Source organism: Streptoverticillium reticulum (assembly GCF_047456005.1).
In the GTDB taxonomy this organism is placed as follows: domain Bacteria; phylum Actinomycetota; class Actinomycetes; order Streptomycetales; family Streptomycetaceae; genus Streptomyces; species Streptomyces reticulum.
Genome location: NZ_CP179755.1, coordinates 6,768,445 through 6,782,019 on the forward strand (window position 1 = coordinate 6,768,445; position 13,575 = coordinate 6,782,019).

At 73.1% G+C, this 13,575-nt stretch carries 14 protein-coding genes and 1 riboswitch; of the genes, 11 read left to right on the forward strand and 3 right to left on the reverse strand.

What is annotated here, in order from left to right; translation table 11 throughout:
• Positions 1 to 5: 5 nt before the first annotated feature.
• Positions 6 to 686: a DUF5995 family protein gene (locus ACMATS_RS31210; protein WP_414169764.1), complete on the reverse strand. Its 681-nt coding sequence runs from the start codon at positions 684 to 686 to the stop codon at positions 6 to 8.
• Positions 687 to 789: 103 nt separating this feature from the next.
• On the reverse strand, positions 790 to 2,178 hold the full coding sequence (locus ACMATS_RS31215) for a uracil-xanthine permease family protein (protein ID WP_390779096.1): 1,389 nt from the start codon (positions 2,176 to 2,178) through the stop codon (positions 790 to 792).
• A 237-nt stretch (positions 2,179 to 2,415) separates the two neighbouring features.
• On the opposite strand from ACMATS_RS31215, the gene ACMATS_RS31220 reads away from it, so the two are divergent.
• Positions 2,416 to 3,069 carry a hypothetical protein gene (locus tag ACMATS_RS31220; RefSeq protein ID WP_414169765.1) on the forward strand — a complete coding sequence of 218 codons (654 nt, stop codon included), beginning with the start codon at positions 2,416 to 2,418 and terminating at the stop codon, positions 3,067 to 3,069.
• Positions 3,070 to 3,081: 12 nt separating this feature from the next.
• On the opposite strand, the gene ACMATS_RS31225 is transcribed toward ACMATS_RS31220, so the two are convergent.
• Complete coding sequence (locus tag ACMATS_RS31225; protein ID WP_414169766.1) at positions 3,082 to 4,299, reverse strand: MFS transporter; 1,218 nt, start codon at positions 4,297 to 4,299, stop codon at positions 3,082 to 3,084.
• Positions 4,300 to 4,533: 234 nt separating this feature from the next.
• Positions 4,534 to 4,664: riboswitch (FMN riboswitch) on the forward strand.
• A 170-nt stretch (positions 4,665 to 4,834) separates the two neighbouring features.
• On the opposite strand from ACMATS_RS31225, the gene ribD reads away from it, so the two are divergent.
• The 10 genes from ribD to ACMATS_RS31275 all read left to right on the forward strand — a co-directional run bounded on the left by ribD (position 4,835) and on the right by ACMATS_RS31275 (position 13,422).
• Positions 4,835 to 5,965, forward strand: a complete 1,131-nt coding sequence (ribD, locus tag ACMATS_RS31230) for a bifunctional diaminohydroxyphosphoribosylaminopyrimidine deaminase/5-amino-6-(5-phosphoribosylamino)uracil reductase RibD (RefSeq protein WP_414169767.1) — start codon at positions 4,835 to 4,837, stop codon at positions 5,963 to 5,965.
• 2 nt (positions 5,966 to 5,967) lie between these two features.
• Positions 5,968 to 6,585, forward strand: coding sequence for a riboflavin synthase (locus ACMATS_RS31235; protein WP_414169768.1), 618 nt, complete (start codon positions 5,968 to 5,970; stop codon positions 6,583 to 6,585).
• Positions 6,582 to 7,241: a nicotinamide mononucleotide transporter family protein gene (locus ACMATS_RS31240; RefSeq protein ID WP_414169769.1), complete on the forward strand. Its 660-nt coding sequence runs from the start codon at positions 6,582 to 6,584 to the stop codon at positions 7,239 to 7,241. Before ACMATS_RS31235 ends, ACMATS_RS31240 begins: the two co-directional genes overlap by 4 nt.
• A gap of 118 nt (positions 7,242 to 7,359) precedes the next feature.
• On the forward strand, positions 7,360 to 8,640 hold the full coding sequence (locus ACMATS_RS31245) for a bifunctional 3,4-dihydroxy-2-butanone-4-phosphate synthase/GTP cyclohydrolase II (protein ID WP_414169770.1): 1,281 nt from the start codon (positions 7,360 to 7,362) through the stop codon (positions 8,638 to 8,640).
• A gap of 23 nt (positions 8,641 to 8,663) precedes the next feature.
• A complete protein-coding gene (gene ribH, locus ACMATS_RS31250) occupies positions 8,664 to 9,149 on the forward strand; it encodes a 6,7-dimethyl-8-ribityllumazine synthase (protein WP_336416514.1) in 486 nt (161 codons plus the stop codon).
• A gap of 34 nt (positions 9,150 to 9,183) precedes the next feature.
• Positions 9,184 to 9,453 carry a phosphoribosyl-ATP diphosphatase gene (locus ACMATS_RS31255; protein ID WP_336416513.1) on the forward strand — a complete coding sequence of 90 codons (270 nt, stop codon included), beginning with the start codon at positions 9,184 to 9,186 and terminating at the stop codon, positions 9,451 to 9,453.
• Between the two features lie 57 nt (positions 9,454 to 9,510).
• Positions 9,511 to 10,359 (forward strand): ATP phosphoribosyltransferase, encoded by an 849-nt coding sequence (gene hisG, locus ACMATS_RS31260; RefSeq protein ID WP_390779103.1) that lies wholly within the window; start codon positions 9,511 to 9,513, stop codon positions 10,357 to 10,359.
• Between the two features lie 43 nt (positions 10,360 to 10,402).
• Positions 10,403 to 10,840 carry a PH domain-containing protein gene (locus tag ACMATS_RS31265; protein ID WP_390779104.1) on the forward strand — a complete coding sequence of 146 codons (438 nt, stop codon included), beginning with the start codon at positions 10,403 to 10,405 and terminating at the stop codon, positions 10,838 to 10,840.
• 156 nt (positions 10,841 to 10,996) lie between these two features.
• Positions 10,997 to 12,334, forward strand: a complete 1,338-nt coding sequence (locus ACMATS_RS31270; protein WP_390779105.1) for a hemolysin family protein — start codon at positions 10,997 to 10,999, stop codon at positions 12,332 to 12,334.
• Positions 12,331 to 13,422: a hemolysin family protein gene (locus tag ACMATS_RS31275; protein WP_414169771.1), complete on the forward strand. Its 1,092-nt coding sequence runs from the start codon at positions 12,331 to 12,333 to the stop codon at positions 13,420 to 13,422. The genes ACMATS_RS31270 and ACMATS_RS31275 overlap by 4 nt, the downstream gene beginning before the upstream one ends.
• Positions 13,423 to 13,575: the final 153 nt, after the last annotated feature.

The window sequence follows — 13,575 nt, forward strand, 5'->3', positions numbered from 1 at the left end:
GGGCTTCAGCCCAGCGGGGTGAGCAGACACCGGTTCACCATCCCCACGCTCGCGTCGACGCGGTCCGTGAACTCCTCGGCCAGGTCGGGGAGTTCACGCAGGGCCCACAGGGCCCGGAAGGCGGCCCAGGCGGCGCCGCGGGCCGCCTCCAGGGTCCAGGACCCCAGCAGGTGGGTCAGCGGATCGGCCACGTCCAGCAGATCCGGGCCCGGCATCAGGTCCTCGCGGATCCGCTCCTCCAGAACGACGAGCAGCCGGCCGACGCGCTGGAAGTCGCCCTCGAGCGCGCAGGGTTCGGCGTCCAGGGCCCGGCAGGTGTCGACCAGGGCCAGGGCGAGGTCGTGGCCGATGTGGGCGTTGATGCCCGCCAGGGCGAACTGCAGGGGACGCACCGCGGGGTGGCCGCGCATCTGGATCAGCGGGCGCCAGCAGGCGGGCGGGCGCCGGCCCGGTTCGCGGTGCACCGCGTTCAGATAGCGGTCCGCGAAGAGCACGTCGAGCTCGGCGGCCGCCGGACGGTCCGGGAAGGCGCCGGAGTCCAGCCGGTGCACGACCTCCTCGGTGACCGCCAGATACACCTCGTTGAAGACGGCCACGCCGTCCGTCGGCGGCAGTGCGGCCGCCAGTTCCCGCATGTCGTCCAGGACACCGTCGAGTCCGGTGACCGTCCCCCGCGTCATCGTCATATACATAGAGTGACAGACGGATGCGGAGAGTAGGTGAATCCGTCGGACAGTTAAGCCGAACGGGTGAACGAACGCCGGGCGTCGCCGGGCGCCCGGCAGCGCCCTACGCCTCCTCGGCCCTGGTGTTGTCGTACGCGCTCGTGCCCTCGTCCAGCAGCGGCTCCTGCCCCTTGAGGTGTGCGGGGGCCAGGGCCCGCAGCGCGTGGTAGCCCGTGATGACCACGATGGTGCCCAGCGCGATGCCGCTCAGCTCGAAGTTCTTGCTGATCTTGAGGCTGACGCCGCCGACGCCGATGATGATGCCCGCCGCGAGCGGCACCAGGTTCAGCGGATTGCGCAGGTCGACCTTGTTGTGGACCCAGATCTGCGCGCCGAGCAGGCCGATCATGCCGTAGAGGATCACCGTGATGCCGCCGAGCACCCCGCCGGGGATCGCCGCCACGACCGCGCCGAACTTGGGGCAGACGCCGAAGAGGAGCGCGAAGCACGCCGCGGCCCAGTAGGCGGCGGTGGAGTAGACGCGGGTCGCCGCCATGACGCCGATGTTCTCGGAGTAGGTGGTGTTGGCCGGGCCGCCGACCGCCGTGGAGAGCATCGTGGCGGCGCCGTCCGCGGCGATCGCGGTGCCCAGCTGGTCGTCCAGCGGGTCGCCGGTCATCTCGCCGACCGCCTTGACGTGCCCGGCGTTCTCCGCGATCAGCGCGATGACCACCGGCAGCGCCACGAGCGCCGCCGACCAGCCGAAGCTCGGCCCGTGCAGCGACGGCAGCCCGATCCAGTCGGCCTTGGCCACGCCCGAGAGGTCCAGCCGCCAGTGGTCGACGGCCTGCGGGCCGCCGTGCACCGAGTGGATCTTCCCGAAGAGCCGGTCGGAGATCCACGAGACCGCATAGCCGAAGAGCAGCCCGAGGAAGATCGCCACGCGGGACCAGAAGCCGCGCAGGCACACCACGGCGAGCCCGGTGAAGAGCATGGTCAGCAGTGCCGTCCACTGGTCCTGCGGCCAGTAGGTGGTGGCCGTCACCGGCGCGAGGTTGAAGCCGATCAGCATGACCACGGCGCCGGTGACCACCGGCGGCATCGCCGCGTGGATGATCCGCGCCCCGAATTTCCGCACCGCCAGGCCGGCGAGGAAGAGCGCGGCGCCGACGACGAGGATGGCGCCGGTGACCGCCGCGCTGTCGCCGCCCTGCGCCCGGATGATCGCGGCGACGCCGACGAAGGAGAGGCTGCAGCCGAGGTAGCTGGGCACCCGGCCGCGCGTCGCCAGCAGGAAGAGCATGGTCGCGACGCCGGACATCATGATCGCCAGGTTCGGGTCCAGGCCCATGAGGACCGGAGCGACGAACGATGCGCCGAACATGGCCACCACGTGCTGGGCGCCCAGTCCGGCGGTCCTGGGCCAGGAGAGGCGCTCGTCCGGTCTGACGACGGCGCCGGGGGCGGGGGTGCGGCCGTCGCCGTGCAGGGTCCAGCGGAGGCCGAGGCCCATGGTGTGCTCCTGGGGGTTTCCGTGAGGGGGTCCGGATCATGTTAGGCGGGCGGTGCGGGGCGATTCCCCCGGCCCGGTTCCCCGGCCCGGTCCCCCCGGCCCGCGGTGCGGCCCGGCGTTGCTGCGATCGGCGCAATTCTCACCCCTTAGGGCTGTATGCCCATGACCGACGGCTGGGGGGCGGTGGATGCGAGGTATGGGTGGGTTGTCCGATTTCCTGCAATCCAGGAGAGATACATGCGTAAGTTCGTCGGCCGCACCGCGGCTGCCGCGATCCTCGCCGCGGGCGTTGTCGTTCCGGTCGCCGGGGTGGCCCAGGCCGCGCCGGCGGCGCCCCACCACCACGCGTGGGACCACGACCACGACGGCGATCGTGACAGGGGTCGCGACGGCGACCGTGACAGAGGTGACCGTGACCGGGGCCGTGACCGCGGCCGCGACCGGGACTGCGACCGTGGCTGGGACCGCGGCCGGGACCGGGACTGCGACCGCGGCTGGGACCGCGGCCGTGACCGCGACTGCGACCGCGGCTGGGACCGCGGCGGTTGGGGCGGCGGCTGGGGCGACCACGGCTGGATCGTAGGCCTCCTCCGGCACAGCCACCACCACAACTTCTGGGGCAATGGCTGGGGTTGGGGCGGCGGCTGGGGCTGGGGTGGCGGCGGCCACGAGCGTGGCCGTGACTGCGACCGCGGTGAGCGCGGCTGGGACCGTGGCTGGGACCGCGGCGACCGTGGCCGTGACTGCGACCGCGGCGACCGTGGCTGGGACCGCGGCGACCGTGGCCGTGACTGCGACCGCGGTGACCGCGGCGACCGCGGCCGTGACCGTGACTGCGACCGCGAGGGCGGCCGCCACCGGGGACACAACCGGATCGGCATCCTGATCTGACGTTCGCACGCCTCACGGTCCCCCACCACGGGCCGTGGACCGGGTCCTTCGGGCCCGTTCCACGGCCCGCGGCGCGTCCCCGGCCGGACGCAGGGCGCCCGCCGCGAGCACCAGGCCCGCGGCCAGCACGGTCACCAGGCAGAAGGACACCGACAGGGACGTCGCCGCGGCGATCTGCCCGACCGCGGCCGGCGCCACAAGGCCCGAGGTGTAGACGATCGTCGCCACCCCCGCGATGGCCCGGGCGGGCTGCGGACCGCTGCGTCCCGCCGCCGCGAAGACCAGCGGGACGACCACGGCAACTCCCAGGCCGATCAGCGCGAATCCGGCCGTCGCCGCCACCGGCCCGCGCGCCGTGACCACCAGCGCGCCGCCCGCGGCCGCCGCCGCCCCGCCCGCCCGCACCGCCGTCACCGGGCCGAACCGCCGCACCACCGTGTCGCCCGCGAGCCGGGCCGCCGCCATCGTGCAGGTGAACGCCGTCGTGCAGGCCGCCGCGAGATCCGGAGCGGCGCCCAGCTCCCGGCGGAGGTAGACCGCCGACCAGTCCAGGCCCGCCCCTTCGGCGAACACCGCGCAGAAGCCCACCGCCCCGATGGCCAGCGCGGAACGCGGCGGCAGGGCGAAGCGCGGCGGCGGATCCTGCGCCGGGTCCGTGCCGCCGCGCAGGTCGGGCACCCACCGGCAGACGGCGGCGCCCAGCAGGGCGAGACCGGCGGCGGTCAGGCCGAGGTGGACGCGGGCGTCGGTCCCGCGGTGGGCGGCCAGCGTGCCCAGCGCCGAACCGGCGAGCGTCCCCGTGCTCCACATCCCGTGCAGGCCCGACATGATCGAGCGGCCCAGCCGGTCCTCGACCTCCACCCCGAGCGCATTCATGACGACGTCCACCATTCCGGCCGCCGCCCCGTACCCGGCCAGCGCGGCGCACAGGACCGCCGGGCCGGGGGAGAGGGCGGGCAGCGCGAAGGCGGCGCACAGCAGGACGAGCAGTCCGCGCAGCGCGGCCCGGCTGCCGAAGCGGTGGCTCACCCGCGCCGCGAGGGGCATGGCGCACGAGGCGCCGAGCGCGGGGAAGACGAGGGCGAGGCCGAGCCGCCCCGGTCCGAGGCCCAGGTGTTCCTGGATCCAGGGGAGCCGGGTGGCGAGGCTTCCGGACAGGGCGCCGTGCAGGGCAAAGACCGCGGCGAGGGCCCGTCGCGCCGGGTGTGCCGCGCAGTCGTACCGTCTCATCCGGCCCAGTGCAGCAGCCGGACCCCGGGTACGGCCAGACCGCCGTGGGCGGGGGAACGGCGGGGGAACACAGTGCCCCACGTGACCGGGGTCTCACCCAGAACCCCTCCCTCCATGTCAAGACCCCGTGGACACCGTGGCGTCGCGCGGCGTACGCTCGGAGGCGCCGGATCTGCTGATTTCAGAGAAACCGCAGGTCAGGCAGTATTCATCAGCAAACGACAATCGTTTACGCAGCGCACTCCGGGGTCGGTGAAAGTCCGAACCGGCGGTTACAGTCCGCGACCCGTCCGCAGCCAGCGGCCGGTTGACCAGGTGAAATTCCTGGACCGACGGTTAAAGTCCGGATGGGAGGCAGTGCGCGGCGGGTACGCATCGGCACATCGTCGCGGCCGGCGCGGGCGGTCCGTCCCTCGTGGGCGTTCCCGACCCCCGCAGTCCGTCCCGGATGTGGTTCCCCGGTGCGGTGCACCCGCTTCTCGTCGTCCCCGACGACGGCCCCGGAGTCCGTGCCCGAAGAGGCAGGAGGACCCCGGTGGCCACCGCTACCGAAGCAGACGCGATGCGACGCGCCATCGCGCTCGCCGCCCGCGGCCTCGGTTCGACCAGCCCCAACCCCGTCGTCGGCTGCGTCGTCCTCGACCCGCAGGGCCGCCCCCTCGGCGAGGGCTGGCACCGGCGGGCCGGCGGGCCGCACGCGGAGGTGGAGGCCCTGCGCGCCGCCGCCGGAGCGGGCCACGACGTGCGCGGCGGCACCGCCGTCGTCACCCTCGAACCCTGCAACCACACCGGTCGCACCGGCCCCTGTGCCCAGGCGCTGATCGACGCCGGGATCGCCCGCGTCGTCTACGCCGTCGCCGACCCCAACCCCGTCGCCACCGGCGGCGCGGCGACCCTCGCCGCCGCGGGCGTGGACACCGAGGGCGGCCTGCTGGCCGACGAGGCCGCGGCGGGCAACGCCGCCTGGCTCACCTCGGTGCTGCACCACCGCCCCTTCGTGGCCTGGAAGTACGCCGCCACCCTCGACGGCCGCAGCGCCGCCGCCGACGGCACCAGCCGCTGGATCACCTCCGCCGAGTCCCGCGCCGACGTGCACCGCCTGCGGGCCGAGGCCGACGCCGTCGTGGTCGGCTCCGGCACCCTGCACGCCGACGACCCGCACCTCGCCGTACGGGGGCGCCCGGACGCCACCCAGCCGCTGCGCGTCGTCGTCGACACCCGCGCCGGCGTCAAACCCGGCGCCCGGGTCCTGGACGAGGCGGCCCGCACCCTCGTCGCCGTCGCCGAGGACGCCGACACCCGGCACCTCGCCGGGCTCGGCACCGTCGAGGTCGTACGGCTGCCCCGCGCCGCGGGCGGGCCGGGCCTCGACGTCACCACCCTGCTGGCCGCCCTGCACGAACGCGGCGTCTGCTCCGTCCTGTTGGAGGGCGGGCCCACCCTCGCCGGGTCCTTCCTGGCGGCCGGCGCCGTCGACCGCGTCGTCGGCTACCTCGCCCCCGCCCTCCTGGGCGCCGGGCCCACCGCCCTCGGCGACGCCGGAATCGGCACCATCGCCCAGGCGTTGCGTCTCGACGTGACCGACGTCGCCCGGCTCGGTCCCGACCTGCGCATCACCGCCACCCCCATCGCCCCCGCCACCGTCCCCGCCACCGAGGAGAGTTGAGCGTGTTCACCGGAATCGTCGAAGAACTGGGTGAGGTCGTCGCCGTCGAACAGCTCGGCGACAGCTCCCGGTTCCGCCTGCGCGGCCCGATCGTCACCGAAGGCGCCAAGCACGGCGACTCGATCGCCGTCAACGGCGTCTGCCTGACCGTCGTCGAGCACGCCGACGGGGAGTTCACCGCGGACGTGATGGCAGAGACCCTCAACCGCTCCAGCCTCGGCGCCCTCGCCCCCGGCTCGCGCGTCAACCTCGAACGCCCCATGGCGCTCGGCGGACGCCTGGGCGGACACCTCGTCCAGGGACACGTGGACGGCACGGGCACCATCACCGAGCGGACCCCCGGCGAGCACTGGGAGATCGTGAAGATCGCCCTGCCGGACGGTCTCGCCCGCTATGTCGTGGAGAAAGGGTCCATCACCGTCGACGGCGTCAGCCTGACCGTCGTCGACGCGGCCGACGACCACTTCACCGTCAGCCTCATCCCCACCACCCTCGACCTGACCACCCTCGGGATCAAGAAGCCCGGCGACCCGGTCAACCTGGAGGTCGACGTCCTCGCCAAGTACGTCGAGCGGCTGCTCGGCCACTCGTCCCGCACCTCCGGGGAGCCCCTCGCATGAGCGCCCTCAACTGGCTGAACGGCGAGGCCTTCACGGTCGCCGGACAGCACGTCATCTGGTCGGACATGATCGGCAACACCGTGGGCCTCATCGCGCTCGCGCTCGGCTGGCGCCGCAACATGTGGACCTGGCCCACGCAGTTGCTCTCCGGCGTCATCCTCGTCGCCGCCTACGCCTCCGCCCACCTCAGCGGCGGCGTCGGCAAGCAACTGCTCGTCATCGGCGTGGCCGTGTGGGGCTGGCGGCAGTGGACGCGCGGCCGGCGCGACGCGCAGGACGGCTCGATAGCCGTGCGCTTCGCCACCTGGCGCGAGCGCGGCCTGCTCCTCGCGGGCACCGCCGTCGGCACCCTCGCCGTGGGCGGGCTGTTCACGGCCGTGCCCCAACTGTCCTGGAACCCCTGGCCGGACGCCTACATTTTCGTCGGCACCCTCACCGCGATGGTCTGCCAGGCCCGTGGATACGTGGAGTTCTGGTTCGCCTGGCTGCTCGTCGACGTCGTCGGCGTGCCGCTCGCGTTCAGCAGCGGCCTGGCGTTCTCCGGTCTTGTCTATGTCGTTTACTTCGCCCTCGTCGTATGGGGCATGCGCGACTGGTGGCTGCGCTCGCGTCGGGCGAGCGTGCCGGCGGCCGCCGTTGCGGAAGGAGTGGCGTGAGCGACGCGCGCGCGGCCGCCGGGCCGCAGACGAAGGTGAAGGCCGCACCTCTGCGCCGCGCGGGCGGAGATGGGGGTGCCCCCGGACGGAGTCCGGGGGAGAACAAAGGAGTAGGCGCATGACCATGTTGCAGAGCTGGACAGTTGCCGACGAGCTCGTGCTGGATCCCGTCGAGCGGGCCATCGCCGACATCGCGGCCGGCCGGCCCGTCGTCGTGGTGGACGACGCGGACCGCGAGAACGAGGGCGATCTCGTCGTCGCCGCCGAGAAGATCACCCCCGAGATCGTGGCCTTCATGATGAGCGAGTGCCGCGGACTGATCTGCGTGCCGCTGGAGGAGCCGGACATCGACCGGCTCGACCTGCCGCAGATGGTCGCGCGCAACACCGAGACGATGGGCACCGCCTTCACCGTCTCCGTCGACGCCGGCCGGGAGCACGGCACCAGCACCGGCATCTCCGCCGCCGACCGTGCCATCACCATCGCGATGCTCGCCGACCCGGCGTCCGTCCCCGGCGACTTCGTCCGTCCCGGTCACGTCTTCCCGCTGCGCGCCAAGCCCGGCGGCGTGCTGGTCCGCCCCGGCCACACCGAGGCCGGCGTCGACCTGGCCCGGCTCGCCGGACTGCGCCCCGCCGCCGCGATCGTGGAGATCGCGGGCGAGGACGGCGCCATGCTGCGGCTGCCCGAGCTGATCCCCTTCGCCCGCCGGCACGGCCTGTCGGTCATCTCCATCGAGGACCTCGTCGCCCACCGCCGCGCCGCCGAACCCGCCGTCCGCCGCGAGGCCACCACCCGGCTGCCCACCGCCTTCGGCGAGTTCCGCGCCCACGGCTACCGCTCCACGGTGGACGGCGTCGAGCACATCGCCCTCGTCGCGGGCGACCTCGGAGACGGAGCGGACGTCCTGGTCCGCGTGCACTCCGAATGCCTCACCGGGGACGTCTTCGGCTCGCTGCGCTGCGACTGCGGGCCCCAACTCCACGCCTCCATGGAGCGGATCGCCGCCGAGGGCCGCGGCGTCGTGCTCTACCTGCGCGGCCACGAGGGGCGCGGCATCGGCCTGCTGCCCAAGCTGCGCGCCTACGAGCTCCAGGAGGACGGGCGTGACACCCTCGACGCCAACCTGGAACTCGGCCTCCCCGCCGACGGCCGCGACTACGCCGTCGGGGCGCGCATCCTCGCCGACCTCGGCGTGCGGTCGCTGCGGCTGCTGACCAACAACCCCGAGAAGACCGCCGCCCTCGTCCGGCACGGCCTCGCCGTCACCGGACGCGAGCCCATGCCCGTACAGGCGGGCGAGCACAACCTCCGGTACCTGCGCACCAAGCGCGACCGGATGGGCCACGACCTGCCCTGGCTCGACGCCGACCCGGTGTCCGCCTGCGGCAACCAGTGAACCGACCAGAACCGAGGAGAGACGTGAGCGGCAAGGGCGCACCCGAACTGAGTGTGAAGAACTGCCAGGACCTGCGAGTGGCCGTGATCGCCGCCCAGTGGCACGAGAAGGCGATGGACGGACTCGTCGACGGCGCCCTGCGGGCCCTGCACGAGTACGGCATCGACGAGCCGACCCTGCTGCGGCTGCCCGGCAGCTGGGAACTGCCGGTCGCCGCCAAGGTCCTGGCCGGCCGCGGCTACGACGCGATCGTCGCCCTCGGCGTCGTCATCCGCGGGGGCACCCCCCACTTCGAGTACGTGTGCCAGGGCGTCACCCAGGGGCTCACGAAGGTGTCCGTCGACACCGGGGTCCCCATCGGCTTCGGCGTGCTGACCTGCGACACCGAGGAGCAGGCCCTGGACCGCGCCGGACTCGAGGGCTCGTCCGAGGACAAGGGCCACGAGGCGGTCACCGCCGCCGTCACCACGGCGTCCGTCCTGCGCTCGGTGTCCGAGCCCTGGCACTGAGCGCCGCGGCGGACCCCGTAGGGTAGGGGGCACCATGGACAGGAAGACGTTCGAGGAGCTCTTCGCCGAGCTCCAGCAGAAGGCCTCCGGCGACCCCGCCGCCTCCCGCACCGCCGAACTGGTGGGCAAGGGCGTGCATGCCATCGGCAAGAAGGTCGTCGAAGAGGCGGCCGAGGTGTGGATGGCCGCCGAGTACGAGGGCGCCGAGGCCACCGCCGAGGAGATCTCCCAGCTCCTCTACCACCTGCAGGTGATGATGATCGCCCGGGGAATCTCCCTGGACGACGTCTACGCCCATCTCTGATCAGCCGATCAGTTCCCCCACACACCACCACCCCAACGCACGAAGGAAACCGACCTCATGCTGCGCATCGCCGTCCCCAACAAGGGTTCTCTCTCCGAGCCTGCGTCGGCGATGCTCCATGAGGCCGGCTACCGCCAGCGCAAGGACCGCAGGGAACTCGTCCTCGTCGACGCCGGGAACGAGGTCGAGTTCTTCTTCCTGCGCCCCCGCGACATCGCCGTCTACGTGGGCTCCGGCAAGCTCGACATCGGCATCACCGGCCGCGACCTGCTGCTCGACTCCGGCTCGCAGGCCGAGGAGATCATGCAGCTCGGCTTCGCCGGCTCCACCTTCCGCTACGCGACCCGCCCGGGCACCGCGAAGGGCGTCGCCGACTTCGGCGGCATGACCATCGCCACCTCCTTCTCCGGCCTGGTCACCAAGCACCTCGCCGACAACGGCGTGGACGCCTCCGTCGTCCACCTCGACGGCGCCGTCGAGACGGCCATCCAGCTCGGCGTCGCCGAGATCATCGCGGACGTCGTGGAGACCGGCACCACCCTGCGCAACGCCGGACTGGAGATCATCGGCGAGCCGATCCTGAAGTCCGAGGCCGTGGTCATCCGGCGCACCGGCGCCCCGGCCGACGACCCCAAGGTGCAGCAGTTCCTGCGCCGCATGCAGGGCGTCCTGGTGGCCCGGCGCTACGTGATGATGGACTACGACATCCGCGTCGAGCACGTCGAGCGCGCCGTCGCCCTCACCCCCGGCCTGGAGTCGCCCACCGTCTCCCCGCTGCACCACGAGGGCTGGGTCGCGGTCCGCTCGATGGTCCCGGCGAAGGACGCCCAGCGGATCATGGACGAGCTGTACGAGCTCGGTGCCCGCGCCATCCTGACCACCGGCATCCACGCCTGCCGCCTCTGACCTCCGGTCCGCACGCACGTATCAGAGCCCGGAGGAGAACACCGTGCCCGAGCTGCCCGTCACCTTCCGCCCGACCCGCACCCGCGTCGTCCTGCTGAGCATCGGCGTCGCGCTGGTCGTCGTGCTCACGGTGGTCTCGCTGATGCTGGAGGCCCTGTCCACCGGGGACCGGATCACCTTCATCACCACCGGGCTGCTCGGCCTCGGCGTGCTCGCCCTGCTCAGCCGTCCCAAGGTGGTCGCCACCCGGGACGGGGTGACCGTGGTGAACCTCACCCGCAGCCGCCGGCTGGCCTGGGCGGAGATCGTCCGCGTGAACCTGCGCAACGGCGACGCCTGGGTGCACCTCGACCTCTCCGACGGCACCAGCCTGCCCGCCATGGGCATCCAGCCCGGTGTCGCCAAGGAGCGGGCGATCGCCGACTTCCGGGCGCTGCGGGCCCTGGTCGAGGCACACGGAACCGGCGCTTCCACGGCCTGACGTGGTCCATCGTCCGGGTTTCTTGATTACTCTGGTCCCTCGGGCACACACGTGCCCGCCCCGACCGGGGTACCTGCGAACCGAGGAGTGACTCCCTCCGGCAATGGACGGATCGTCCTGTAGTACCTGCGCCGCCTCCCCTCGCGAGGCGGCGTCATGAGTGTCACCGTGTCCCTTCTGCTGCTTGCCGCAGCACTGCTCCTGATCCTGGCGAACGGCTTCTTCGTCGCCGCCGAGTTCGGTCTCGTGACCGTCGAGAAGCCGGAGGCCGAGCGGGCCGCGGCGGACGGCGACCCCCGGGCCCGGACCGTGGTCGACTCCCTGCGCGAGCTGTCCTTCCAGCTCTCGGGCACCCAACTGGGCATCACCATCACCTCCTTGGCGGTCGGCATGCTGGCCGAGCCCGCGCTCGGCCGGCTGCTCGCCGGGCCGGTCACCGCGGCCGGACTGCCGGCCGGTGCCGCCTCCGGCGTCGCCGTCGTGGCGGGCATGCTGGTCGCCTCCGCGGTGCAGATGGTCGTCGGCGAGCTCGTGCCCAAGAACTGGGCCGTCTCCCGGCCGCTGCAGGTCGCCCGCTTCGTGGCCGGCCCGCAGAGCGTCTTCACCCATCTCTTCCGGCCCGTGATCACCCTGCTCGACACGGTCGCCAACCGTCTCGTCCGGGCGCTGGGCGTCGAGCCCGCCGAGGAGCTCGCCTCCGCCCGCACCCCCGGCGAACTCGTCTCGCTCGCGCGGCACTCGGCCCGGGCCGGTGCCCTGGAGCAGGACACCGCCGACCTGTTCGTGCGCACCCTGTCGCTGGGCGACCTCACCGCCCAGCACGTGATGACCCCCCGGGTGAAGGTCAGCGCCCTGCAGTCGACCGCGACCGCCGAGGACGTACTCAACCTCACCCGCGCCACCGGCCTCTCGCGCTTCCCCGTCTACCGGGAGCGGCTGGACGAGGTCGTCGGCATGGTGCACCTCAAGGACGCCCTCGCGGTGCCCCGGCCCGACCGCGGGCGCACGCCCGTGGGGCGGATCGCGGTGTCCCCCATGCTCGTCCCCGAGACCCTGCCGGTGCAGCCGCTGCTGGAGCAGCTGCGCAGCGAGCAGCCGATAGCCGTGGTCGTCGACGAGTACGGCGGCACGGCCGGCGTGGTCACCCTGGAGGACATCGTCGAGGAACTCGTCGGAGAGGTCCGCGACGAGCACGACGCGCTGGACGCCGACCGGCCCGAACTGGCGCCCGTCGTCTGCGAGGACGGCCGCTCCGCCTGGGACGCGGACGGCGGCTGCCGGGTCGACACGCTGCGGCGCATCGGACTGGAGGCGCCCGACGGCCCGTACGAGACCGTCGCCGGACTCGTCGCCGAGCTGCTGGGGCGGATCCCCGTGCCCGGGGACGCCGCGGAACTGCCCGGCTGGCGGCTGTCGGTGCGGCGCGTGGGCCACCACCGGGCCGAGCGCGTGCGGATCGTGCGCACCGGCAGCACCCCGGGGGACGTCCGATGAGCGTGCTGCAACTCTTCTTCGCCGGCGTGCTGGTGCTGGCCAACGGATTCTTCGTGGGCGCCGAGTTCGCGCTCGTGTCCGTGCGGCGCAGCCAGATCGAGCCGAAGGCGGCCGAGGGTTCGGGCCGTGCCCGCACGGTGCTGACCGGGCTGGAGAACCTGCCGCAGATGATGGCCGCCGCCCAGTTCGGCATCACCGTGTGCTCGCTGACCCTCGGTGCGGTCGCCGAGCCGACGGTGGCGGCGCTGCTGGAGCCGGTCTTCCACGCGGTGGGGCTGCCCGACCAGCTGGTGCATCCGCTGGGCTACGTCATCGCCCTCGCCCTGGTGGTGTTCTTCCACCTGGTGATCGGCGAGATGGTGCCGAAGAACCTCGCGATGTCCGCACCGGACCGGGCCGCGCTGTGGCTGGGCCCGGGGCTGGTCGCCTTCGAACGGGTGTGCCGGCCGGTCACCCGGCTGCTGGGCGCCTGTGCGCACGGCGTGCTGCGGCTGTTCCGGGTCGAGCCCAAGGACGAGGTCGAGGCGGTGTTCACCAGTGAGCAGCTGACGCACCTCGTGGAGGACTCGCGGCAGGCCGGACTGCTGGACTCCGCCGAGCAGGAGCGGCTGGAGGACGCGCTGGAACTGGGCAGCCGGCCGGTGACCGACGTGCTGCTGGACCCCGCGACGCTGGTGACCGTCGACCCGTCGGTCACCCCCCGGCAGGTCGAGGAGCTGACCGTACGGACCGGGTACTCCCGGTTCCCCGTGTGCGCGTCGCCCGGCGGGTCCTTCATGGGCTATCTGCACGTCAAGGACGTACTGGACCTGGAGGACCGGGAACGGGCCGTCCCGCAGCACGTGTGGCGGCGGGTGGAGACCGTACGGGCCGAACTGCCGCTGGACGATGCGCTGACGGTGATGCGGAGGGCTGCCGCCCATCTGGCCGCCGTCACCGATGCGTCGGGGCGCGTGCTGGGGCTCGTCGCCCTGGAGGACGTGCTGGAGATGCTCGTCGGCGAGGTGCGGGATCCGGCGCACCGGGGCGCGCCGGTTGCGGCACAGGTGCCGCGTGCTCCGCAGGAGCAGGAGGTACTGGCGGGCTGACGGTTGTTGCCCCGTCGGCGCCCGGCCAGCGCCCCGTAAGGGGCGCGGGGAACTGCGCGATCAGCCACGACGCGCCTGCAGTCGAGGTGCTCGGGGCTACGCCCCGGACCTCTGCGGTGGTGCGTTCGGCTGCGGGCCGGTGGGGGCTGGTCG